General features: G+C 62.0%; 25 protein-coding genes and 1 riboswitch. Of the genes, 4 read left to right on the top strand and 21 right to left on the bottom strand.

What is annotated here, in order from left to right; genetic code table 11:
• The 12 genes from H3028_RS00965 to btuB all read right to left on the bottom strand — a co-directional run bounded on the left by H3028_RS00965 (position 1) and on the right by btuB (position 11,381).
• Complete coding sequence (locus H3028_RS00965; protein WP_181295205.1) at positions 1-732, bottom strand: adenosylcobinamide-GDP ribazoletransferase; 732 nt, start codon at positions 730-732, stop codon at positions 1-3.
• On the bottom strand, positions 717-1,310 hold the full coding sequence (cobC, locus tag H3028_RS00970) for an alpha-ribazole phosphatase family protein (protein WP_181295206.1): 594 nt from the start codon (positions 1,308-1,310) through the stop codon (positions 717-719). The genes H3028_RS00965 and cobC overlap by 16 nt, the downstream gene beginning before the upstream one ends.
• The gene (gene cobT / locus H3028_RS00975) at positions 1,307-2,359 is read right to left on the bottom strand and encodes a nicotinate-nucleotide--dimethylbenzimidazole phosphoribosyltransferase (protein ID WP_181295207.1); all 1,053 of its coding nucleotides are present in this window, start codon (positions 2,357-2,359) and stop codon (positions 1,307-1,309) included. The genes cobC and cobT overlap by 4 nt, the downstream gene beginning before the upstream one ends.
• Positions 2,356-2,877, bottom strand: a complete 522-nt coding sequence (cobU, locus tag H3028_RS00980; protein ID WP_181295208.1) for a bifunctional adenosylcobinamide kinase/adenosylcobinamide-phosphate guanylyltransferase — start codon at positions 2,875-2,877, stop codon at positions 2,356-2,358. The genes cobT and cobU overlap by 4 nt, the downstream gene beginning before the upstream one ends.
• Positions 2,874-4,343: a cobyric acid synthase gene (locus H3028_RS00985; protein ID WP_181295209.1), complete on the bottom strand. Its 1,470-nt coding sequence runs from the start codon at positions 4,341-4,343 to the stop codon at positions 2,874-2,876. Before H3028_RS00985 ends, cobU begins: the two co-directional genes overlap by 4 nt.
• Positions 4,331-5,332 carry a threonine-phosphate decarboxylase CobD gene (cobD, locus tag H3028_RS00990; protein ID WP_181295210.1) on the bottom strand — a complete coding sequence of 334 codons (1,002 nt, stop codon included), beginning with the start codon at positions 5,330-5,332 and terminating at the stop codon, positions 4,331-4,333. Before cobD ends, H3028_RS00985 begins: the two co-directional genes overlap by 13 nt.
• The gene (gene cbiB, locus H3028_RS00995; RefSeq protein WP_181295211.1) at positions 5,325-6,236 is read right to left on the bottom strand and encodes an adenosylcobinamide-phosphate synthase CbiB; all 912 of its coding nucleotides are present in this window, start codon (positions 6,234-6,236) and stop codon (positions 5,325-5,327) included. Before cbiB ends, cobD begins: the two co-directional genes overlap by 8 nt.
• Complete coding sequence (gene bluB / locus H3028_RS01000; protein WP_181295212.1) at positions 6,233-6,883, bottom strand: 5,6-dimethylbenzimidazole synthase; 651 nt, start codon at positions 6,881-6,883, stop codon at positions 6,233-6,235. Before bluB ends, cbiB begins: the two co-directional genes overlap by 4 nt.
• Positions 6,880-8,172 carry a cobyrinate a,c-diamide synthase gene (locus H3028_RS01005; protein ID WP_181295213.1) on the bottom strand — a complete coding sequence of 431 codons (1,293 nt, stop codon included), beginning with the start codon at positions 8,170-8,172 and terminating at the stop codon, positions 6,880-6,882. The genes bluB and H3028_RS01005 overlap by 4 nt, the downstream gene beginning before the upstream one ends.
• 121 nt (positions 8,173-8,293) lie before the next feature.
• Positions 8,294-8,905: a cob(I)yrinic acid a,c-diamide adenosyltransferase gene (gene cobO, locus H3028_RS01010; RefSeq protein WP_181295214.1), complete on the bottom strand. Its 612-nt coding sequence runs from the start codon at positions 8,903-8,905 to the stop codon at positions 8,294-8,296.
• Complete coding sequence (locus tag H3028_RS01015) at positions 8,902-9,471, bottom strand: hypothetical protein (protein ID WP_168424602.1); 570 nt, start codon at positions 9,469-9,471, stop codon at positions 8,902-8,904. Before H3028_RS01015 ends, cobO begins: the two co-directional genes overlap by 4 nt.
• Before the next feature lie 38 nt (positions 9,472-9,509).
• Positions 9,510-11,381 (bottom strand): TonB-dependent vitamin B12 receptor, encoded by a 1,872-nt coding sequence (gene btuB, locus H3028_RS01020; protein ID WP_309109519.1) that lies wholly within the window; start codon positions 11,379-11,381, stop codon positions 9,510-9,512.
• Between the two features lie 117 nt (positions 11,382-11,498).
• Positions 11,499-11,711, bottom strand: a riboswitch (cobalamin riboswitch).
• A gap of 194 nt (positions 11,712-11,905) precedes the next feature.
• On the opposite strand from btuB, the gene H3028_RS01025 reads away from it, so the two are divergent.
• Positions 11,906-12,709, top strand: coding sequence for a metallophosphoesterase (locus H3028_RS01025; protein WP_181295216.1), 804 nt, complete (start codon positions 11,906-11,908; stop codon positions 12,707-12,709).
• Between the two features lie 45 nt (positions 12,710-12,754).
• Here H3028_RS01025 and nhaD read toward each other — a convergent pair whose 3' ends face one another.
• The 9 genes from nhaD to ttcA form a co-directional block, all read right to left on the bottom strand.
• Complete coding sequence (gene nhaD, locus H3028_RS01030; protein ID WP_181295217.1) at positions 12,755-14,020, bottom strand: sodium:proton antiporter NhaD; 1,266 nt, start codon at positions 14,018-14,020, stop codon at positions 12,755-12,757.
• A gap of 168 nt (positions 14,021-14,188) precedes the next feature.
• Entirely contained in the window at positions 14,189-14,509 is a 321-nt protein-coding gene (locus tag H3028_RS01035) for a hypothetical protein (RefSeq protein WP_181295218.1), read from the bottom strand.
• A 30-nt stretch (positions 14,510-14,539) separates the two neighbouring features.
• Positions 14,540-15,067, bottom strand: a complete 528-nt coding sequence (locus H3028_RS01040; protein WP_181295219.1) for a C40 family peptidase — start codon at positions 15,065-15,067, stop codon at positions 14,540-14,542.
• Between the two features lie 83 nt (positions 15,068-15,150).
• Complete coding sequence (locus H3028_RS01045) at positions 15,151-15,798, bottom strand: C40 family peptidase (RefSeq protein WP_181295220.1); 648 nt, start codon at positions 15,796-15,798, stop codon at positions 15,151-15,153.
• A gap of 64 nt (positions 15,799-15,862) precedes the next feature.
• Positions 15,863-16,627 carry an NAD-dependent deacylase gene (locus H3028_RS01050; protein ID WP_181295221.1) on the bottom strand — a complete coding sequence of 255 codons (765 nt, stop codon included), beginning with the start codon at positions 16,625-16,627 and terminating at the stop codon, positions 15,863-15,865.
• A 103-nt stretch (positions 16,628-16,730) separates the two neighbouring features.
• Entirely contained in the window at positions 16,731-17,402 is a 672-nt protein-coding gene (locus tag H3028_RS01055) for a DNA-3-methyladenine glycosylase I (RefSeq protein WP_181295222.1), read from the bottom strand.
• A gap of 96 nt (positions 17,403-17,498) precedes the next feature.
• On the bottom strand, positions 17,499-18,569 hold the full coding sequence (locus H3028_RS01060) for a 3-deoxy-7-phosphoheptulonate synthase (RefSeq protein ID WP_181295223.1): 1,071 nt from the start codon (positions 18,567-18,569) through the stop codon (positions 17,499-17,501).
• A 273-nt stretch (positions 18,570-18,842) separates the two neighbouring features.
• A complete protein-coding gene (locus H3028_RS21140) occupies positions 18,843-18,974 on the bottom strand; it encodes a hypothetical protein (RefSeq protein WP_258237660.1) in 132 nt (43 codons plus the stop codon).
• A 293-nt stretch (positions 18,975-19,267) separates the two neighbouring features.
• Positions 19,268-20,092: a tRNA 2-thiocytidine(32) synthetase TtcA gene (gene ttcA / locus H3028_RS01065; protein ID WP_181295224.1), complete on the bottom strand. Its 825-nt coding sequence runs from the start codon at positions 20,090-20,092 to the stop codon at positions 19,268-19,270.
• A 112-nt stretch (positions 20,093-20,204) separates the two neighbouring features.
• Between ttcA and H3028_RS01070 the strand changes: the two genes are divergently transcribed.
• The 3 genes from H3028_RS01070 to H3028_RS01080 all read left to right on the top strand — a co-directional run bounded on the left by H3028_RS01070 (position 20,205) and on the right by H3028_RS01080 (position 22,410).
• Positions 20,205-20,834, top strand: a complete 630-nt coding sequence (locus tag H3028_RS01070) for a DNA-J related domain-containing protein (protein WP_168424592.1) — start codon at positions 20,205-20,207, stop codon at positions 20,832-20,834.
• A 138-nt stretch (positions 20,835-20,972) separates the two neighbouring features.
• Positions 20,973-21,572, top strand: coding sequence for a Yip1 family protein (locus H3028_RS01075; protein ID WP_181295225.1), 600 nt, complete (start codon positions 20,973-20,975; stop codon positions 21,570-21,572).
• A gap of 172 nt (positions 21,573-21,744) precedes the next feature.
• A complete protein-coding gene (locus H3028_RS01080; RefSeq protein ID WP_181295226.1) occupies positions 21,745-22,410 on the top strand; it encodes a Yip1 family protein in 666 nt (221 codons plus the stop codon).
• The last annotated feature ends 16 nt before the right edge of the window (positions 22,411-22,426 follow it).

The raw sequence follows: 22,426 nt of genomic DNA on the forward strand, positions 1-22,426 counted from the left end.
TCATAGCTGCACGGCCAGCGCAACCAGCACGCTGCACTCGACCAGTTCCAGCAACGCCCCGGCGGTGTCGCCGGTGGTGCCGCCAATACGCCGGCACATCGCCCTTCGTGCCAGCCAGCCGACACCACCAGCAACGGGCAGCGCCAGCCAGCCGGTGCCCACCAATACAAGACACAGCACAACGGCTGCGATCAGCGCCCCTTTGACCTGGCCTCGCGGAAGGTGCTCGGCAAGCCCCTGTCCCAGACCACCCTGACGGACATAGGGCGTACCGAGAAACAACCCCAGCACCGCGCTACGCCCTAGTACCGGTGCGAGCAGCAACGCCAGATCGTGCCCCTCCGCAAGCAGCACCCAGAGCGCAACGAACTTCAGCAGCAGCAACAGCACCAGTACCACCACGGCAGCCGGTCCGCTGCGCGGATCTTTCATGATCGCCAACGTGCGCTCGCGATCACCAAAGCCTCCCAGCCAAGCATCGGCACTGTCCGCCAGCCCATCGAGGTGTAGAGCGCCAGTCAGCGCAACCCATGCCGTCAACAACAGTGCAGCTTTCAATGGCGCAGCCGAACTACCCAGCGCCATGTCGAGCAGCCAGAGCAGGCTGCCGATCAGCAGCCCGACAAGCGGGTAATAGAGAAGCGACTTGCCGACCTGCTGCGGTTCGGGCTTGCCATCCAGGCGCACCGGCAGGCAGGTGAGAAACTGCAATGCGATCAGAAAAGGCTGCATCGCTCCTCCAGCCAGAGTGTCGCATCGGCGAAGCCGGTTCTCAGCCCGAACAGTTCGCCATGACCGACTTCGACTTCCAACAGACCTTCGCGGGGCAGGTCACGGGCCTGGGCCAGCAGCAAACGCATCACGCCTGCGTGGGTGATGAGCAGCACGTGTTCGCCCGCACAACGATCGGTCATCCGCTCGATTGCGGTCAGTACGCGGCTCTTGAAGGTAACCAAAGGCTCCCCACCGGGCGGCGTAAACCCGTAAGGGTCGCGCCAGAAGCGGCCCAGCTCATCACTTTGGTCGATCATCAGCTCGGCGGCGGTATGACCCTCCCAATCGCCGAAGTCCAACTCCCGCAGATCAGGCGCCAGCTCGAGCGGAAGCTGTAGTTGTTCGGCCAGCTCGGCGGCGAAACTGGCGCAGCGGCGCAAGGGCGAGCTGACGATTCGTTGCCAGGACCCTTCGCCCGCCACAGCCGCACGCAGCTGTTCCCACCCAGTAGCACTGAGCTCGTCATCCAGCCGACCGCGAAAGCCGCCGCCGGATACCGTCTCGCCATGGCGCAGCATATCCAGGTAAAGGCTCATTGATGCTTCGCCGCGACAGCCGCTTCGGCGAATGTGGCCATGCCATCGTGCAGCGCACAGGCCAGCCGTAGCAGCGGAACCGCCAGCGCCGCACCGCTGCCTTCACCCAAGCGCAGGCCAAGGTCCAGCAAGGGTTGCGCATCCAGTTCTGCCAGCACGGCGGCGTGTCCCGGTTCCGCCGAACGATGGGCGAACAGCAGCCATTCCCGGCAGGCCGGATTCAGGCGCATCGCGCAAAGCGCCGCCACACTGCAGATGAAGCCATCGACCAGCGCCACGATGCCTTGTTGCGCACACGCAATATAAGCGCCCGTCAGCGCGGCGAGTTCGAAACCGCCGAGCCGCTGCATCCAGTCGAACGTGTCGTGTGCGCCTGCATGGAACGCCAGCGCCCGTTCGATCACGGCACATTTATGGGCCACACCCGCGGCGTCCAAACCGGTCCCCGGACCCGCCAGGCTCTGCGGTTGGCAACCCAGCAAGGCACAGGCCAGCGCCGCCGCCGTCGTGGTATTCCCGATGCCCATCTCACCACCGATAAACAGGTCGGTTTGCTGCTGCCGCGCCCGCAGCACGCTGTCACGTCCGCCCGCCATGGCGCGCTGACAGGTCTCGACACTCATCGCGGCAGCCTGGGTGAAATTGCACGTGCCGGGGCCCAGCGCCAAGTGGCGCACGTTTGGCAGCGACTGAAATGGAGTTGCTGTCCCCAGGTCGATCACCTCCAACTTCGCCCCGAGCTGGCCGGCCAGCACACTGATCGCCGCACCACCATTGACGAAATTGCCGAGCATCTGGCCGGTAACAGACTGCGGAAATGCCGAAACGCCCTCCTCCGCCACACCATGGTCGCCAGCAAAGACAGCGATCCAGATGTGCTCAAGCGATGGGCGATGGCAACCCTGCAGTGCCGCCAGCTGCGGGACGAGGGATTCGACTCGCCCCAACGCCCCGGGTGGTTTGGTCAGTTGGGCGTCGCGCTGACGTGCCGCTTCGCGGGCCGATTCGTCCGGCGCCCGACATGCCTCTTGCCACCAATGCCCGCTCAAATGGGTTCTCCTTTGAGAATCATCGGCAGACCCGCCACGGTAAACACCACGCGTTCACATCGTTCGGCCAAGGCCTGGTGAAGCCAACCGGCCTCATCGACATAGCGCCGACTCAGCTCGCCCAGCGGCACCACGCCCAGACCGGTTTCGTTACTAACCAGCAACACGCACCCCGGCAGTTCGGCCAGACAGTCGAGCAAGGCCTCGCGCTCCGCTGCAAGCCGGGCCGGGTCGTCCAGCATCAACAGATTGGTAAGCCACAGGGTCAGGCAGTCGACCAGCAGGCAGCGATCTACCCCCGCCTGTTCGCCCAGCACGCGCGCCAGCGCCAGCGGCTCTTCCACCAGCGCCCAATCGCTCGGCCGCCGCGCACGGTGCTGCACGATGCGCTCGCTCATCTCGCCATCCAGCGCCTGGCTCGTGGCTATATAGGTGACAGCCAGACCACTGTCACTGGCGAGACGCTCGGCCAGCCGACTCTTGCCGGAACGGGCTCCCCCGAGAATAAGTTCGATCACGTGCCGGCCTCCGTGGACAACCCGCAGAGCGTGAGCAGGCGCGTGGTGTCCAGATGGGTTTCGACGAGATCGGCGAGACGCTCGATATCGCGTTCGCGCATTGCCTGGTAATCGATTCGCTGCGGTGCCTCCAGCCCCGCCCAGCGCAGTAGCGCCTGACAGGCGTCGGGCGCTTCGAACAGGCCGTGCAGATAGGTACCGAGCACCTGAGCATCCTCGCTTATCGCGCCATCGCATCGGCCGTCGTCGAGTCGCACAGCCGCACGCTCCAGTGCCGGACCGCTGCTGACACCAGCGTGGATCTCGTAGCCGCTGACCCCAGCATCGCCGAAGGCCAGGCGTCCACGTACATTGCGCAGCTGCTTGCTGGCCGCCAGCTCCGTGGAAAGACTCAGCAACCCGAGCCCATCACTCTGGCCAGCCGGGCCTTCCAGACCAAGCGGGTCGGCGATACGCTCGCCGAGCATCTGCAGTCCGCCACAAATGCCTAGCACCTTGCCGCCGTAGCGCAGATGCCGCTGGATTGCCCGATCCCAGCCGTTCTCGCGCAGCCAAGCGAGATCAGCCCGTACGCTTTTCGAGCCCGGCAGAATGATCAGGTCAGCAGCCGGCACCGCCTGCCCGGGGCCGATGAAACGCAGGTCGACCTGCGGATGCAAACGCAGCGGATCGAAATCCGTATGGTTGCTGATACGCGGCAGCACCGGCACCACCACCCTCAACGTCTGGCCATCCTTGGCTGACTGGCGCACATCGATCGCGTCCTCAGCCTCGAGGTGGAAATCCATCAAGTACGGCAGGACGCCGAGCACCGGTTTTCCGGTGCGCTGCTCGAGCCAGTCAAGACCCGGCTGCAAGAGCGCTATGTCGCCACGGAAGCGGTTGATTACGAAGCCCTGCACCCGCGCCTGTTCGCTCAGACTAAGCAATTCCAGGGTGCCGACCAGGTGGGCAAAAACACCTCCCTTGTCGATATCGGCGATCAGGATGACCGGGCAGTCCACCGCCTCGGCAAAGCCCATATTGGCGATATCGTTAGCGCGCAGGTTTATCTCGGCGGGCGAGCCAGCGCCTTCGACCATGACCACGATATAGGCCGCACTCAGACGGCGGTGGGAGTCGAGCACCGCCGTCATCGCCACGCGCTTGTAGTCGTGGTAGGCCGCCGCATCCATGTTGGTGACGGCTCGTCCGTGGATGATTACCTGCGCACCGACGTCGCTGTTGGGCTTGAGCAGGATCGGATTCATATCGGTGTGCGTGGGCAGTCCTGCGGCCTGCGCCTGCACTGCCTGCGCCCGGCCGATCTCGCCGCCATCGGCCGTCACCGCGCTGTTGAGCGCCATGTTCTGCGGTTTGAACGGGGCCACGGTGACACCCCGCCGGCGAAGCCAACGGCACAGCGCCGTTACCAACGTGCTTTTGCCCGCATCGGATGTCGTGCCCTGAACCATCAAGGTGCCCATGTTCGGATCTCCTGGAATTTGGCGAACGCGCTGGAGAGCCGGGTCCAACCCTGCTCGTCGGGCGGCAGGCCGAAGCGCAGGCTCGAAGGAGATCGATATCGGCGCACCAGAATGCCCCGCTCGGCAAGGAACCCGTACAGCCGATTCGATTGCTCGGTAATCACCCATTGAAACAACCCGCAGCCGCCAGCTGGCGGCAGGTCATGGCTTGTTAGCAACCGTGCCAAACGCTCGGCATCGGCCAGCAGGCGCTCGCGTTGCTCGCACTGCGCCTGGCGGTTCGCCAACAAGACGCTGCCTATGAACCGGGAAGGACCGGCTACCGACCAAGGGCCAAGGGCATCATCGAGCTGGCCTAGCAACACGGCGTCAGCCAGTACGAAACCAAGGCGCGCGCCCGCCATGGCGAAAAACTTGCCGAATGAACGCAGCACGATCAGCCCTGGCAGATGGCTGTGCGTCGCCAGGCTTTGCGCCGGGGTTGGGTCCATAAACGCTTCGTCGACGATCAACCAGCCGCCACGCACCGCCAGCCGTGCGTGCCAGTCGAGCAACAGCGCGGGATTCAATAGGCGTCCGGTCGGGTTGTTCGGATTGACCACCACCAATACGTCAAGCTGATCGAGGACACGCGGCACCTCACCTTCACTGATCTCGACCAGACGATGCCCCTCGCGGCGCCAAGCCTCGGCGTGCTCGCCATAGCAAGGCGAAACGACCCCGACCCGCAGCTGCTGCCGCAGACGCGGCAGGATCTGAATCGCCGCCTGCGAGCCGGCAACCGGCAGTAGCGACTCGGCGTGGTAGTAATCGCGTGCGGCGGTTTCCAGCCCATCTTCGGCTTCGGGCAAGCGTGTCCAGACGTCGGCCCGAATGGCGGGCACCTCGAAACCATAAGGCGCTATCCCCGTGGAGAGGTCGAGCCAATCCGATAGCGGGATGCCGAACGCCTGTGCCGCCGCGCGCAAGCGGCCCCCGTGCTCAAGCATGCAGCCAGCCTCCCAGCAGCAGGACCAACAACCAGACGCCAACGCCAGCCCAGACCATATCCAGCGCGCGCTCGATATCGCGCGCATCAGGTGCTTCGCCTACACCCAACGTTGGGCGCTGGTGCAACTCACCGTGATAAACCGCCGGCCCGCCCAGCGAGACGCCCAACGCACCGGCACCCGCTGCCATCACTGGACCTGCGTTGGGGCTGTCCCACGATGGCGCCTGCTGTCGCCAACAGCGCCAGGCTTCTCGCGTCTGCCCCAGCACGGCATAAGTCAAAGCAACCAGCCGGGCCGGTAGGAAATTGAGCGCATCATCGATACGTGCCGCGGCCCAACCGAAACGTTCGAAGCGCTGGTTGCGATAACCCCACATGGCGTCCAGGGTGTTGCTCAAGCGGTACAGCACGACGCCCGGTGCACCGGCCACAGCGAACCAGAACAGTGCTGCGAATACCGCATCGCTACCGTTCTCCAGCGCTGACTCCGTCGCCGCGCGTGCCACGCCCTGCTCGTCCAGCCCATTCGCGTCACGGCTGACGATAAATCCGACGCGCCGCCGCGCCTCGGCCAGGTTGCCATTGCGTAAGGCGCTTGCAACCGGCAGCAGGTGCTCACCCAGGCTCCGCAGACCAAGCGCAACGTACAGCAGGACGACTTCAACCAGCCAGCCGATCCCTGGCAACAGGCTCAACAACCAGGCGGCAACGGTTAGCGGTAACACCGCCAGGCACCAGGCGCTAACGCCATGACTGCGCCAGCCACGGCCGTCGGGTCCGTTGAACTGCCGCTCGAGGTGCTCCGCGATTCGGCCGAAGACCACCAATGGATGACCGCGCCGAGGCTCGCCCAGCAACGCGTCCAATCCGATCCCGGCGAGGCAGCTCAGCGCTAGGCTCAAGATAATTGCTCCCACCGGTCTTCAAACAGCAGCTCTTCAAGCGGACGCGGCTGGATCCAGCCCTGCAGGGCCAGCATGGGTGCGGGGTAGAACTCCTCTACCGGCCCGAGGCAGATCACGGCCACCGGCTCGGCACCGGCCGGCATTTGCAATAGCTCGGCCAATGCCTGCGGATCGAACAAGGAGACCCAGCCCATCCCCAGACCCTCCGCCCGCGCTGCGAGCCAGAGGTTCTGGATGGCGCAGGCTGCCGATGCCAGGTCCATCTGCGGCATGGTGCGTCGGCCAAAAATATGGGCGTCACGATCTTCCATCAATGCGACGACCAACAACTCGGCGCAGTCTCTGATGCCCTCGACCTTCAGCTTCATGAACTCACGGCCGCTTTCTCCCAACGCTTCGGCCGTGAGAACCCGCTCTCGCTCGACCAACTCAGCGATGGCCAGACGCAACTCCGCGCGACGAATACGGATGAATCGCCAGGGCTGCATCAATCCAACGCTTGGGCCCTGATGCGCCGCTTCGAGCAACCGCGCCAGAACCTCGGGCGCCACCTTGCCGCCGTTGAAGTGGCGCATGTCACGACGTTCGGCGATGGCTCGGTAAACACCGGCGCGCTGTTCCTCGGTAAACGCATGCTCACTCATGGCTTTAACAGTGCAGCAGCAGCCACAGGGTTGGACGGCAAGTAAAAGTGGATATAGGACGCGGTTAGCCGTCCTTGCCGGTATACCGCCTCGGCCGTGCGCTTATAGTTCGGGCATTCGCCGCGCGCGATCGGTTGCAGGGTCGAATCAAGGGACGAATGGTGAAAGGTGTGGCCGCGTAAAGATCCTTCCTGCAGTTCGACTTCCTGCAGCGCCAGCGCGGTGAGGCGCTTCTGCATCTGCGCTTCACCGGAAAGCAGACCGAGCATGTCGCCACGGGCGCCGGCCTGGTCAGTCAGCCCGTCGAACAGATAAAGCATGCCGCCACACTCCGCCAGTATCGGCTTGCCCGCTGCGTGATGCGCCCGAATAGCCTCGCCCATGGCGTAGTTGCCAGCGAGTGCGTGTAGATGCAGCTCCGGGTAACCGCCTGGCAGGTATAGGCTATCCACTATCGGCAGCTGAGCGGAGCTCAGCGGAGAGAAAAACCGCAGTTCGGCGCCAAGCGCCCGTAACAGATCGAGGTTGGCCTGGTAGACGAAGGCGAACGCTGCATCGCGCGCCACACCGATTCGCACGCCTTCCAACAACGGCAGCACCGCGCCGGGCTCTGGCGGCGCAAAGCAGACCGGTTCAGGCAGTTTGCAATCAGCACTCGCTTCCAGCGCATCGGCGGCAGCGTCGAGGCGGGCATCCAGATCCGGCAGTTCCTGCGCCTGCACCAAACCAAGGTGACGACTCGGCATGATGACTGCTTCGCTGCGCGGTAGCGCGCCAAACCAGTCGATATGATCCGGCAGACAATCGCGAAGAATTTCGCCATGGCGACTGCTGCCCACCCGGTTGGCGAGCACGCCGGCGAAAGGTAGATCGGGTTGATAACTGGCTAAACCATGCGCCAACGCACCGAATGTCTGCGCCATGGCCGAGGCATCCACCACCGCCAGGACCGGGATGCCAAAATGCCGCGCCAGATCAGCGGCTGATGGTGTGCCGTCGAACAGCCCCATGACCCCTTCGATTAGTATCAGGTCGGCCTCGCCCGCTGCCTCCCACAGCAAACGCCGGCCGTCCACCTCGCCGACCATCCACAAATCAAGCTGGTATACGGGATTGCCGCTCGCGTGGGTCAACACCATTGGATCGAGGAAATCCGGGCCGCACTTGAATACTCGCACGCACTTGCCTTGTCGGGCGTGCAAACGAGCAAGCCCGGCAGTGACAGTCGTTTTGCCCTGCCCCGATGCTGGCGCCGCGATCAGCAACGCTGGGCACCTTCTGGTAGTCATCGCGACCTCTCGTCGGCACTGTAGGGTGAATGACGCTTCACCGATCCACCCTTGCCTGTGCTGAGCGATCGTACCGCAACCCAACCTGCATAATTCTCGGCGCGCGCCTTGAGCGCCGGCATCAGAACTCCACCCCTTTCTGCGCCTTCACCCCGGCCTTGAACGCATGCTTGACGAGGTTCATCTCGGTGACCGTGTCGGCCGCCTCGATCAGCTTCGGCGGCGCGCCTCGTCCGGTGACCACTACGTGTTGCAGCATTGGTCGGGACTCGATATCGGCGAGCACAGGGTCAAGGTCGAGGTAGCCGTATTTCAGCGCGATGTTCAGCTCATCGAGCACCACCAACCCAATACTTGGGTCAGCCAGCAACTCGGCGGCCACTGCCCAGGCTTCATGCGCCTTGGCGATATCACGCTGACGGTCCTGGGTTTCCCAGGTGAAGCCTTCACCCATCACGTGGTAGCTGACCTCGTCAGGGAAGCGCCGGAAAAAGGTCTCCTCACCGGTGCTGGCCGCGCCCTTGATGAACTGCACCACACCGACTTTGATGCCATGGCCGAGCGCTCGAGCGACCATGCCGAAGGCGGAGCTGCTTTTGCCCTTGCCGTTGCCGGTATGGACCAGCAGCAGACCGTACTCTTCCTGAGCTTCAGCAATTTTCTGATCGACCAGCGCCTTCTTGCGCTGCATGCGCGCCTTGTGGCGTTCGTCGCGTTCGCTGGACTCGGTCATGCGTGGGCCCCGTCATGCTGAGTGGCCCAGACACGTAGGCCAATGAACAACGCCGCCGCGGTTCCGACATAGAGCGCCAGCGTCCCCAGGTAACGCGGATAGTAAGTACCGATGCGTTCGGCCAGTTGCGCCAGGCTCGGATCGGGATAGCGTCCAGAGAAGAATAGGAAGCCGCCGCCCGAAAACAGATAGCAGACGAAAGCGCTCAGCATCACGCACCCCGCCAGTATGGCCAGGCTGGTCAGTTGGTCGCGGTGCAGTCGCGCATAGATGCGACCACCGAACCATAACGAGCCGTACGCCGGTACCAACATCCAGTAGGCGGGCGACATGCAATAGCTGCTCACGCCGCTCCATTCGATAGCGGCGAAATCCAGCAGCGAAGCCTCGACAAACAACGCGGGGAACACCCAGCGTGGTGCGAGCAGCACACCGGCGAGGAAAAATACCGCCCAGGAAGCACTCGGCAGATTCACCGAAGCGAAGTGTTGGCCGCGAGTCATCGCCATCAGCGCCACCAGCGCAATGCCGACAGCCAGCTGGGCCCGTGGGGACAGTTTGATCATGTGCGTTCTCCTTGGAGGTGCGGTGCGCCGTAGCGCGGTTAAAGCGCCTGGTAGCGGACCGTGAAATGAACCGCCCTACCCGGCTGCTCGTAGGTCTGCGCGGTTTCGTATTCGCGATCGAACAGGTTGCTCAGCCTGGCTTGCAGCCGCCAGGACTCGTCGATGCGGTACTCGCCTCGCAGATCCATCAGCGCATACCCTGGCAGCCGCTCGGCATCGGCGTTGCTGGCACGGTCATAACGCTGGCTGGCGGTATAGAAGGTGGTGCCGACCGCGAAGCGACCGATGGTGCGGTCCAGATCGATATTGAGGGCACGTTTGGCGCGGCGTGGCAGCAGATGTCCGTGATTGGCCTTGCTGCGATCCTGGGGATCGAGAATCGTCAGAGTGGTTGCGACGTCCCACCCGAGCAGGCGGGTGGCAGCGCTGCCTTCGATCCCGCGAATCCGGGCGACATCGACATTCTGCGGTTGCATGGGGTTGCTGCCGGTCCAGATGATCAGATCGTCGATCTGGGTTTCGAACGCGTTCAGGCTCCACTCGCCCCACCGCTGTTCGCCCTTCAGGCCCAGCTCATAGCTTTGCGACTCTTCGGGCTTCAGGTCCGGGTTGCCAGCAGTGAAGCCGGTGTCCGGTGCGTACAGGTCGTTGAACGTCGGTGCCTTGAACGCGGTGCCATAGGAAGCGCTGAGCACCAGATTGTCACGCAGGTCATAACTCCAGCCGAGGTTGCCGGTGTCATGGTTGCCGAACTGCTCGTTGTCGTCACGGCGCACGCCCGCCAACACGCCATGCCGGCCGAAGCGGGCCTGGTACTGGAGGTAGGCACCCTTGTTGTCGCGTGAATCGATCGCGTAATCGTCGCTGACGTCGATGCGGTCCTGCTGGTAATCGAAACCAAGCGTGAGCAACTGCTCGTCGGCGAGGCTGAAATCGTTCTGCCACCCGAAGGTGTCTCGTTGGGTGTCGAAACGCGAATAGAAAGCGCCGTCGCGGAAATTTTCACCGTTGTCCTCACTGTGACCGACCTGCAGCGTCACCAGCCAGGGATCGAGCGGGGCAAACCGTGCCCGTCCAGCCGCGACCTGCTGACCACCGTCGCTGTAGGCGAAGCGGCCCCTGGCACCCGAGGTCGTCCTCGAATCGTAATCACTGTGGTTCTCGACATGCAGCCAGCTGCCGTCCAGTTCCAGTCCGTTGTCGAATCGATAACCGCCGCGCAGCAAGCCGGACAGCTCACGATAACCATCGGCATCCGCCTCGTACGCACGCGGCGCGGTTGGCCGATAGGCACGTGAGCTGATGCCGTCGGTGGACTCGCTGGCGATGCCGAGATTGAACCAGCCAGCGCCGTGACCACCGGAAACGCCCGCAGTGCCATCGAAGCTGGAGCGACTGCCGGCGCCGACGGAGAAATAGGGCTTGAATCCGTCACCATTACCCTGGCGAGTAAAGATCTGCATCACGCCGCCGACCGCCTCAGAACCGTAGAGACTGGAGCGTGGCCCGCGCACCAGCTCGATGCGCTCGATCTGCTCCACAGGGATGCTTTCCAGTGAAGCGCCGCCGGCGGTGGCCGAGCCGATCTTGATGCCATCCACCAGCACCAGGAGATGCTGGCTGCTGGTGCCGCGAACGTACACCGATGAGGTTTTGCCACGCCCACCATTAGCCGAAACGCTTACGCCTGCGAGTCCCCGCAGCAAGTCGAGCACGCTGGCCGCCTGACTGCGCTCGATCTCTTCACGGGTGATCACCGTGCTCGATGCGATGCGGCTGAAGGAGCGCTCGGTACGGGTCGCCGTGACGACTTGCTCATCGAGGTCGAGCGGCTGGGTTGGCAGGGAAAAGGACAGCGAGGAATAACCCAGCAGCGCACAGGCTGCAGAGGCGGTAAAAGGTTTGCGAATCAAGTTCAGGTCTCCGTCGTGCCCGCCGCACGACATGCAGTCGATAAAGGCAGACGGAGATCGCAGAGAAAGGGAGTGCAGGTGCAGGCAGCCGCACCCCGATCAGCGCCCGCCGCACTGCCGTGGAATGCGACAGGCCGGTCTCCGGGCTTGCGAGCGAACGCTTTGCAGCATTCGGAAACCACGCCTTCCCATGCCTGTGGCACAGTGGCTTTGAGTGGTTTCTTGTCTCGCCTACCGTTGCGGGGGCAGCGCCGGAGTCTTCGAAAGAATGGACCGGCTTCCCTGTTTCACCCATCTGGCACTAGGGGCTGTGTCGGAATCTCAACAGCCGCTGGGCCAGGGGTCACCTGAAGCAGCGCGGAGATTAGTTCAAAGAACCGGCGCAGCGCAACTCGCAGTGCCTTCGGCGAGTCTGAATGCACTTGGCTGGCGATTTACCGGAACGCCGCGCTCGGATCGCATTCGAATGTAACAATGCCCCACTCGCCACCGGCCCATCCCAACGAGAAGACGCCCGCCCAATGACGACCATCGTGCAGATCTCCGACACCCACTTCGGCACCGAGCAGCCTGCGGTGGTGCAAGCCATGGAGGATCACGTACGCGAGCATGGGGCTGATCTGCTGATCTTCTCGGGCGACATCACCCAGCGCGCCAGGGCCGGGCAATTTGCCGCGGCGTGGGCCTTCGTGCAGCGCCTGCATAGTCATGGTATTGCCGAAACACTGGTGATTCCGGGCAACCACGATATTCCGCTGTACAACGTTTTCGCACGCTTCTTTATGCCCTACCGAAACTATCGCCGGCATTTCGGCGATGACCTCGAGCCCATCTTCGAAAACGACGAAGCGCTGATCATTGGTCTCAATACCACGCACCCAAGACGGCACAAGGATGGTCTGGTAACCGACCAGCAGGTGCAATCGGTAACGCAACGGCTCAAGCAAACCGACCCGAACAAGCTGCGCATCGTGGTCGCGCATCAACCTTTCGGTGCGATGGTCCTGAGCGACCTGAGCAACCTGCAGCACAACGCCGACGATGCGTTGCATCGCTGGGCCGACCAGGGATTGGATTTGGTGATGGGTGGGCACATCCATTTGCCCTACGTGTTGCCGCTGTCCAGGCAATACCCTGGGCTGTCGCGTGAAATCTGGATGGTCCAGGCGGGTACCACATTGTCGTCACGGGTCCGCGGCACCTCACCGAACTCCTTCAACCGCCTGAAGCTTCATTCCGGCACAGATAAGAAAGCCTGTGTCGAGCGCTGGGACCTGCTGGACGATTGCTTCGTGCTGGGGTCGCATTTCAACCTGCACTGGTAGCCACAGCGGCCGCCGCGCGCAGGCATCCCGCTGCGGATGTCGACCTCAGCCGATCGCCCCCGCGACCACCAGACCGGTGAGGTAGACACCGGCAAATCCCAGGTTGAACGCAACGAACAGGTACAGGCTGTAACGGAGATAGCTACCGAAAGTCAGCCCCGGCACCTTGCTCATGGCGACGATGCCAGCGGCAGAGCCGATCACCAGCAGCGAGCCGCCGACACCCACCGAGTAGGTCAACACCATCCACTCGGCGACGCCCATTTCAAGACCGGATTTCAGCAACGCAGCGGTCAGCGGCACGTTGTCGATCGCAGCGGAAAGCACGCCCATCAAGTAATTAGCCATGACCGCCGGGATCTGGTCGTAGATGTGCACCAGGCCATCGAGCACCTGGATTTCCTTGAGCATGCCGACCAGCAACAGGATGCCGAGAAAGAACAGCAGCGTCTCGAACTCGACTTGGCGGACGTACTCCAGGATCGGGTCGGTTTCGATGTCATCGCTGAAGAAGCGCGCCACCAGGAACATGATCGACAGCCCGGTGAGGAAGGTCAGCACGGGCGGTATCTGAAAGAAGAAATTGCCCACGATTGTGCAAAGGATGGTGCCGAGAAAGATCAGAGCGATCGCAATATCGACGCGCCGAACATCGGTGCGATGGCTCGTCACCTGAACCTGCCCATTCATGCCAAACGACAGCATCGTTGCCAGCAGCATCACCGCCAGGAATGCCGGGACGGCCAGGAGTAGCAGCTGCAGAATCTTCACCTTGCCGGCGAGGAAGATCATCAGTGTGGTCACGTCACCGGTAATCAGCGCGACACCGCCCGAGTTGACCGAAAAAACCACCAATGCCGCGTACTTGATGGTCTTTTCCGCGCTGAGTTTGAGCGACATGATCAGCGTGATGGAAACCAGGGTTGCGGTGATGTTGTCCGCCAGCGAGGAGAACACGAAGCAGAACGTTGCGGTCAAAAACAACAGCTTTCGTTCGCTGATCTGCTTGGGCAGCACCAGGTAGATCAGGTTTTCGATCATTCCCTTCTTGTTTAGATAGGCGACGAACGTCATCGCAGCGACCAGAAAGATCCAAAGCCCGGCGATCTCTGCGATGTTCTCGTTGAGGCTCTCCAGCACGAGGTCTCGCTCAATCCCTTCAGGCGAAAACACGAACAGCAGCATCCACGCCAGCGTGCCGAAAAACAGCGTCACCTTGGCTTTGTTCACATGGGTTATTTCTTCCAGAACGACACCGAGCAGAGCGGCCACAGCAAGGCCGATCAGCACGTACTGAAGTACTTCAGGCATAAGGCACCTAACGGTAAAGGGAAACGGCTTGTGCGCAGGACGCGCACCCGAGAAGTTGGGGCGCCGATCATAGCCAAAGCGCGGTATTTCGGCATCAGCGAAATGTCAAACTCGGGGGTATTTCGAAATATTCCGACGCGCTGCCAAGCGGGATCAGGGCGAGTGCGTCTAATGCTTGGGGACGAACCCAGCCGGCTTTGCGGCCAGCCAATCGACAAAGGTGCGTAGCCGTGGGTCAGCGAGCAAAGCCTCGCGGCTGTTGTAGGTGAGCGCCAGCTCCTTCTCGCTGAACAGGCGGTGGATCTGGTTATGGCAAGGGCGGCACACCCACAGCGTCGCCGTGATCCGCTCCGCGCGAGCGAAGCGTTTACGCACGTAGGTTTTGCCGTGCAAGGCCTTGGGAATCAGATGGTGGCGAGTAAGCGGCGCCTGACGCCGACAGAGCTCACAAACCTCGGGAGAGTCCGGCAGGCGAAGAATGGGCGGCATGCTCAACGCCTCGTCCAGTTGCGTCGAAACTCACGGATTACGGGCGATATGCTCATGCTCGAGGATGCGCTTGGCGCTGAGATAGTGCTTTTGCCAATAACGGTTGGAAAGGCTGTCCAGGCGCACCGTACCACCACTCGATGGGGCGTGGACGAAACGTCCTTCGCCTACATAGATAGCCGCGTGGCTAACGCGGCGACCGCCACCGGTGGCGAAAAATAGCAGGTCGCCTGCCTGCAGTGCGTCACGTCTGATTGTGGCGCCGCTTATATTGCTCATTTCGCGAGTGGTGCGCGGCAAGGCGAGCCCTGCCGCGCCCCGGTATACGTAGCCGATCAAACCGCTGCAATCGAAGCCGCTATCAGGCGTGTTACCGCCGTAGCGATAGGGCGTACCCACCAACCCTAGAGCCGTGAACAGGACGTCCTCGGCAGCGCCGGGTTGTTGCTGCGAGCGCATCGGAGCCTCCGCCACGCGCTCTACCGGTTGCCGGTCGGCACAGGCAGTCAGCAGCAGAGCCATTAATGGAGCGGTCAGCAGACGAGCCGAAAAGGGCATGGCAGAGCAGTCCAGGCGATGGAGCCATCACTCTGCCGGCATGCGTCCGAGGATGCAACACCGGCGCTGTTCGATCCGGGAGCTCAGTGATGAACGGAGGTGGAGGTCAAGTCGCTGGCGAGTGCCAGCACACGCTTGGCCTGCATGAAGCTGGCACGCCAGTAGCTGTCATCCAGACTGTCCACCCGTACGCCGCCACTGCGGCTGCTGGATGAATGAATGAACTGACTGCCCCCGATGTAGATGCCTGCGTGGCTGACCCGGCCACGACCGCGGTTGTTGAAGAAGACCACGTCCCCCGGTTCCAACTCGCTGCGTTCGATTCTCGGTGCCTCGAGCTGGATCATTTCACGAGTGGAACGGGGCAGGTCGAGACCGGCTTCCTTGCGAAAAACGAAACCGACGAAGCCGCTACAGTCGAACCCTGTCCGTGTCGAGCTGCCACCATATCGATACGGGGTCCCTACCAGCCTAAAGCCGCGCTCGAGCACGCTGTTGGCAAGGACCGGCAGCTCGTAGCTCTGCTCATCCGTCAGTTCGCGGAGCTGTTGTTCGGAAGGCTCTTCTGTTGCGCCCTGGCGGCTGGAGTCCGGCCCGGATTCGTAAGCGGCAAAAACAAACTCGAAACCCTCCGATACCAGCGGGGCTTCAATTCGTTCAGGCTGCACAGAACAGGCCGTCAGCAGCATGACGAACGCAAAAGGCAGCAGAGGAAAGAGGCGTTGATGCATGAACAGACATGCCGAGCAGTCGAAGTGGCGTGACTATGCCTGCGGCCATCCGCGATGAGCAAATTCAGTCGACGAAAATGTGACGAACTAGCTGCGGCAAAGCGTCTGACGCCCCCACCGCGAGATGCACATCCACCATCAGCGACAGCTCGCTGGCGGACGGATCGATCTGCGCCGTGAAACCGCCACTGTGGCGTGCCCGCAATAGTGGCTCGACGATATAGGCGAAGCTCGCCGAAGTACCCACGGCGACCACCGCATCGAAGCCCTTTTCCAGCTCGTCGCGTAAACGTCCCAGCGCCGACTCCGGCAGCATCTCCTCGAACAGCACAACCGGTGGCCGCAGCACACCGCCACAGGTGCAACGGGGCGGTAGCGGCCGGGTCAGGTGTTCGGTCAACTCCTCGCTTGGCTCGCCACAGGTCATACAGAACAGCGGTCCGAGCGTTCCATGAATTTCAATCAGGCGCTGCGAAGGACTGCCCGCCGCAAGGTGATAACCGTCGACATTCTGGGTCAGCACCCAACAGCCCGGTTTACGCCGCTGCAGTTCGGCAATAGCGGCGTGACCGGCGTTGGGCTTGGCCGCGATGCAGGCGCGGCCGATCTCACTCAGGTATTTCCAGCACAGGGCGGGGTCGAGCTGTAGCATCGGCCCAGACAATGCCGCCTCGATTGGCAAGCCATCTTCGGTGTGACCGTTGTAGAGCCCACCCACGCCACGGTAGGTCGGCAATCCGGAGTCGGCGGAAAGCCCGGCGCCGGTGATGATCAGGATGCGCTCGGCCTGTCGCAACGCCTCGGCAATTTGCTGCATGGCCCCGTCCATCTCTGCCCTCCTCCGCTATCAGCGCTGCCTTTCCGCTCGGCAGACGTGCGTGCCGTAGCGTCTAGTTAGGATCACGGCTGGAACATTTTGCCCCACATCGGTCTCAGTGATTAACGGTAAAGGCCAGCATAGCCGACAGCTGACACATCGGCCGGCCGCTCTCGTCATGCCATCGATTGAATAGCGCCTGTACCGCCGCCTGGTCACGCTGGCTGCTGGGCACCTTGTCCACCACCTTTTGCGCTTTGAGCGCGGCCACCACGTCGTTGCTGGGAATAAAGGTGTCCTTACCGGCCATGCGCAGCAAGCGCGGCGCTGATAGGCCGCCGAGCTGGCTACCCTGTTTGGCCAAGTAGCGCCACAGGCCGACGATGTCGGTCACCGGCCAGTCGGCGATCAGATTGCCGAAGCTGCCGTGCTCCTTGGTTACATCGAGTACGAACTGCGCGTTGCGTGGCACGCTCTTGAGCTTGCCCAGGTGACGAATGATGCGGGCATCCTGCATCAGCCGCTCGATGTGCTCGCCGCCCATGAGCACCAGCTTTTCCGGATCGAAGCGAAAAAACACCTCCTCGAAGGCCGGCCACTTAGCATCCACCAGGCTGTGCTTGAGCCCGGCGCGAAAGATCCGCAGGCTGATCAGTGACAGATAACGGTCATCGGGAACGGCGCGTAGTTCGTCGGGGCTGTTTGGCCGTGGCAGTCGACCTTCCAGTGCCGCCGCCGAACCGAAACGGTTGAGACAGTATTCATGCAGCCATTTGTAGTCGCGCATTCGGGTCCTGACACATCGATCGAAACGAGCCACACAGGGTGCCCTCGGCACTCCTACGCTGCAAGCCCGATCGTCGCAGTCGGGCTTTTGTCCGGCTTATCTACGCAGCCTGTGCGCGGCCTGACGTAGCATCCCCTCGGTTGCCGACCAGCCAAGACAGCCATCGGTGATAGAGACGCCATAGCGCAGCTCACCGGATAGCGGTTGGCAACCATCGAACAGATGACTTTCGAGCATGACGCCACGCAGGCTGAAATCGCCAGCCAGGCGCTGATCGATAACCGCCTCCAGCACCGCAGGCTGGCGCAGCGGGTCCTTGCCGCTGTTGGCATGGCTGCAGTCGATCATGATCCGCGGTGCTATGCCCTGGCGCTGAAGTGCGTCGCGGGCCTTGGCAACGCTGTTCTCGTCGTAGTTCGGGCCAGCGTGCCCGCCACGCAGCACCAAATGAGTGTCCGGATTACCGCGGGTCTGCAGCAGCGCCGGATGACCGAGGTCGTCGATGCCGAAGTGCTGATGCGCGTGCTCGGCCGAGCGCATGGCATCACAGGCGATACCCAGGCTGCCGTCGGTGCCGTTCTTGAAACCTACCGGCAGGTCCAGGCCGCTGACCAGCTCGCGATGAACCTGCGACTCGCTGGTACGCGCACCGATTGCAGCCCACCCCAACAGGTCATCGAAGTAACCCGCTGCCAAGGGCTGCAACAGTTCGGTCGCAATCGGCAGACCTCGCTCAAGAATGTCCAGCATCAGCCGGCGCGACGCGCTCAGGCCTTCGGCCAGGTCGCCGCTGCCATCCAGGTGAGGATCGTAGACCAGCCCTTTCCAGCCAACCGTCGTCCGGGGTTTTTCCACATAGGCTCGCATCACCAGCAACAATTGGTCATCGACCTGAGGCGCCAGTTCGGCAAGACGGTCGGCGTATTCGCGCGCGGAGGCAGGATCGTGCAGCGAGCACGGCCCAACTACGACCAGCAGGCGCGGGTCTTTGCCATTGAGTACGGCACGGATGGCGTTGCGGTCGGTCTGGACTCGGTCGGCGAGCGCGGCGCTGAGCGGCAGGCGCTGACGAAGTACGGCGGGGCTGGGCAGCGGATGGGCGCTGCGTCTGGCAGGAGAGGCGATGCAGGTGTTACTGACGAGGTGAGCGGAAACTGGGGCGTTCATGATCTGGCGGTCCTTTTGGCCGGCGCGGCATCTGTGCCGCGCCGGCACTAGCGAAGTGTTCGGTCTATAGGTGTAGGAACGGCGGCATTGAAGCGGCTAAATCGCCAGTCATAGCGGTAGGTGCGGTAATCGTTGCGGTAGCTGTACATGATGTTGCCCTCGGTTCGAGTGACCTTTTCAGGCCGGAAAAAAACAAACCCCCAGTCGGGTAGCCGACCGGGGGTTTGAAAACTGTCTGGTGGCGACCCTGCTTGCTAGGGCGCCTGTGGGGTATCAGGCGCGCTTGTGGCTAAACCAATACCCAAAAAAGTAATAGCCGACAGCGCCGATCACCTGGCCATGCAAAAGCGCGGCGCGTGCGGCACCGGTGTTTACATGGAAAAGGGAAGCGAGGCTGAGGGACATATTGAACTCCTGAATGGCGCTAACCTTACTGCCGCAGGCTGCACGCCGCAAGCTTGTCGCGTGATTGGCGGCGTTCTGCTTCATTCCCGGCCAGGTCATTGAGCGGGCTGTGGTGGGCTGAAGCCCACCCTACCAAGCGTCTACTTTCGGTTTGTGGCTCGGAGCTTGCCACTGCTTTTTTACAGGCTCATCGATGAAGCCTGGCGGCGCGCTGTCATCGATGCCCACCCGTTCGTTCATTGCGCACGTTGTGGTGGACTGAAGCTCTGTGGCTCTAAGCTCACCGCTGCTTTTTACAGGCTCATAACATCGACAAAGCGTGGCGTGGCGCTGTCGTCGATACGCAGGCTGGTAAAGTCGAACAGGTTGCGATCCGCCAACTGCGACGGCACCACGTTCTGCAGGGCACGGAACATGATCTCGACGCGGCCTGGCGACTTGCGCTCCCATTCCTGCAGCATTTCCTTGACCACCTGGCGCTGCAGGTTTTCCTGCGAGCCACAGAGGTTGCACGGGATGATCGGAAATTCCTTCATCTGCGAATAGGCTTCGATGTCCGCCTCGCTGCAATAGGCCAGCGGCCGGATTACCACGTTGCGGCCGTCATCGGAGAGCAGCTTGGGCGGCATCGCCTTCAGCGTCCCGCCATAAAACATGTTCAAGAAGAAGGTCTCAAGGATGTCGTCGCGATGGTGACCGAGCGCCATCTTGGTCGCGCCGATCTCGTCGGCGAAGGTATAGAGGGTGCCGCGCCGCAGACGCGAGCACAGCGAACAGGTGGTCTTGCCTTCCGGGATCTTTTCTTTGACGACCGAATAGGTGTCTTTTTCGACGATGTGGTACGGGACGCCGATGGACTTGAGGTATTCCGGCAGCACATGCTCGGGGAAGCCAGGTTGCTTCTGGTCCATGTTCACCGCGACGATCTCGAACTTGATTGGCGCGACCTTTTGCAGGTACAGCAGCACGTCGAGCATGGTGTAGCTATCCTTGCCGCCGGACAGGCATACCATGACCTTATCGCCTTCCTCGATCATGTTGAAATCGGTGACGGCCTCGCCGGCAAGGCGGCGCAGGCGCTTCTGCAGTTTGTTCTGGTTGACCGAAAGGTTGCCCATGTCAGGAATCCGGTGGAATGCGAAAGGCGCGCATTTTACGCGCAAAGCACGCTGCGCCCTACCCCATCCATCCAGCTCTTTGCGCTACTGGCGCTGTGCTAGGCTTGCCAGCATGAACGATGACCTCGAACCCGAGATGGACCTGGCCGAGCAGATCTTCGCGCTGCTGCGCGAGCAGCCAGAGGGCTGCAGCGAATACCAGCTGATTCAACAGCTCAAGGCCCGTCACAGCACGCACATTCCCAACCTGCCACTACTCGACAAGCTGGTGCTGTTTCGCACCCATTTTCTCGTATTCAACGCGCTGTACCGTCTACGCGACCAATTATGGGGCGATAGCCGGCACAACCTTCAGATTTCGCCATTGTGCGTGCAGCTCCAGGCCTATGTACCCGGAGCCAGCGGTGTCGCCGAAAACGACCCGCTACGCGAGTACTACCTGGACATGACCAACCTGCGCGACACGGACGAAGAGGAAGTGGAACGTCTGCTGGCAAGCTTCTGGTCGCGGATGCGCGGAGACGATGTCGGCGAGCGGAACGAAGCCTGGGACCCGGAGCGAAAGCGTGCGGCCCTCGAGCTATTCGAGCTGGACCAGGAGGCCGCTTCGCTGAGTCTGCATACGATCAAACGACGCTACCGCCAGTTGGTGAGCATCCATCATCCAGACCGGGGTGGCAGCACCGCGCGGATCCAGTCAATCAATCTGGCGATGGAAATACTGGAACGCTATTACCGCTGACGCGATAGCTTCCAATCGCTCTAATGGTGCCCGGTGCGCCGTACCGTCAACTTCCTATACTGCGACTTAAGGTCGCACGCCCGTCCAACTGACGGCACGCCAGGCGAAGCGACCCTCCAAAACCGAGGAGACGCTGGCATGATCAATCACGTTTGGGGACTGTTTGCTCACCCTGGCCAGGAATGGCAGGAAATCACTGGGGAAGAACGCAACGTCGGGCACCTGCATCTTGGGGAAGTGCTAATACTCGCGGCGATACCCGCCATATCGGCATTCATTGGCACTACCCAGGTCGGCTGGAGCATCGGCGGTGGGGACGCGGTGAAGCTCACCGAAAGCAGCGCGTTTCAACTCACCCTATTGTCCTATCTGGCGATGCTGGCAGGCGTCGCGGTAATGGGTGGATTCATCCATTGGATGTCACGCACCTATGACGCCAATCCAACCCTCGTTCAGTGCGTCGTGTTCGCTGCGTACACCGCCACGCCCTTGTTCGTCGGCGGCCTGGCCGCGCTGTATCCGCATATCTGGCTGGGAATGATCATCGGCACGGCAGCCATCTGCTACACGACCTACCTGCTCTACGTGGGCTTACCGACCTTCATGAACATCCCTTCGGACGAAGGCTTTCTGTTCTCCAGCTCGATACTGGCCGTCGGACTGGTCGTGCTGGTGGCGATCATCGCGCTGTCGGTAATCATGTGGGGCATGGGAGTCGGCCCCATCTATATTCGCTAACCTGCCCAGACCGCAGCCGGCGCGATCCACTCGCGCCGGCTAGCCCATCCTCCGCACCCCATCATTTCCTATCTTTCTTCCGCCTCGTTGGCGGTCATGGTTTGAATCCCTGTCGCGCTTGAGCGTCTATACCAGCAACAACACTGCTCAAGCATCGGCATCAGGAGGCTCCATGACCCCAGAATTCATCAGCTTATTCACCCGGCCGGACCGTGCCTGGGAGGTCATCCGCCAGAAGGAAGATGCCCATAGCCTGCACTATCTGATGCATTTGCTGCTGCTGGCCTTGATCCCGGCGGTGTGCCTGTTCATCGGTATCACGTTCGTTGGTTGGAGCCTGGTAGATGCGGAGCGTGTGAGGCTCGACTTCGCCAGTGCGCTGCAGCTGTGCCTGCTGCTCTACCTCGCCATCATCATCGGCACCGTGATCATGGGATTTTTTGTGCGCTGGATGGCCCGCGCATTCGAAGTGCGGCCAAACCTTAACCAGTGCATCGGCTTTATCGCCTACGTAATCACTCCGTTCCTGGTCGCGGGTGTAACGGGCCTGTATCCGAACCGCTGGTTCGCGGCCATCGTCCTGCTGATTGCCGGCATCTACTCGACTTACCTGCTGTTCACTGGTCTGCCCGCTTTCATGCGTCAGCGCAGCTCGCAAAGCTTTCTCTATGCCAGCTCGATCTGGGGTGTCGCATTGCTGGTGATAGTGACCGTGCTGGTGTCCATGATTCTGTTCTGGTCACAGTTCCTCCAGCCGAACTACGAGCGCACCGTGCAGGAAAACCAGAGCTACGGTACGCAAGAGGAACGCCCCCAGGAGGAACCCGGCGGTCTCTGAACGGTTGTCAGCCTGG

It is taken from the genome of Pseudomonas sp. Q2-TVG4-2 (assembly GCF_013620795.1).
Classification (GTDB): Bacteria; Pseudomonadota; Gammaproteobacteria; order Pseudomonadales; family Pseudomonadaceae; genus Stutzerimonas.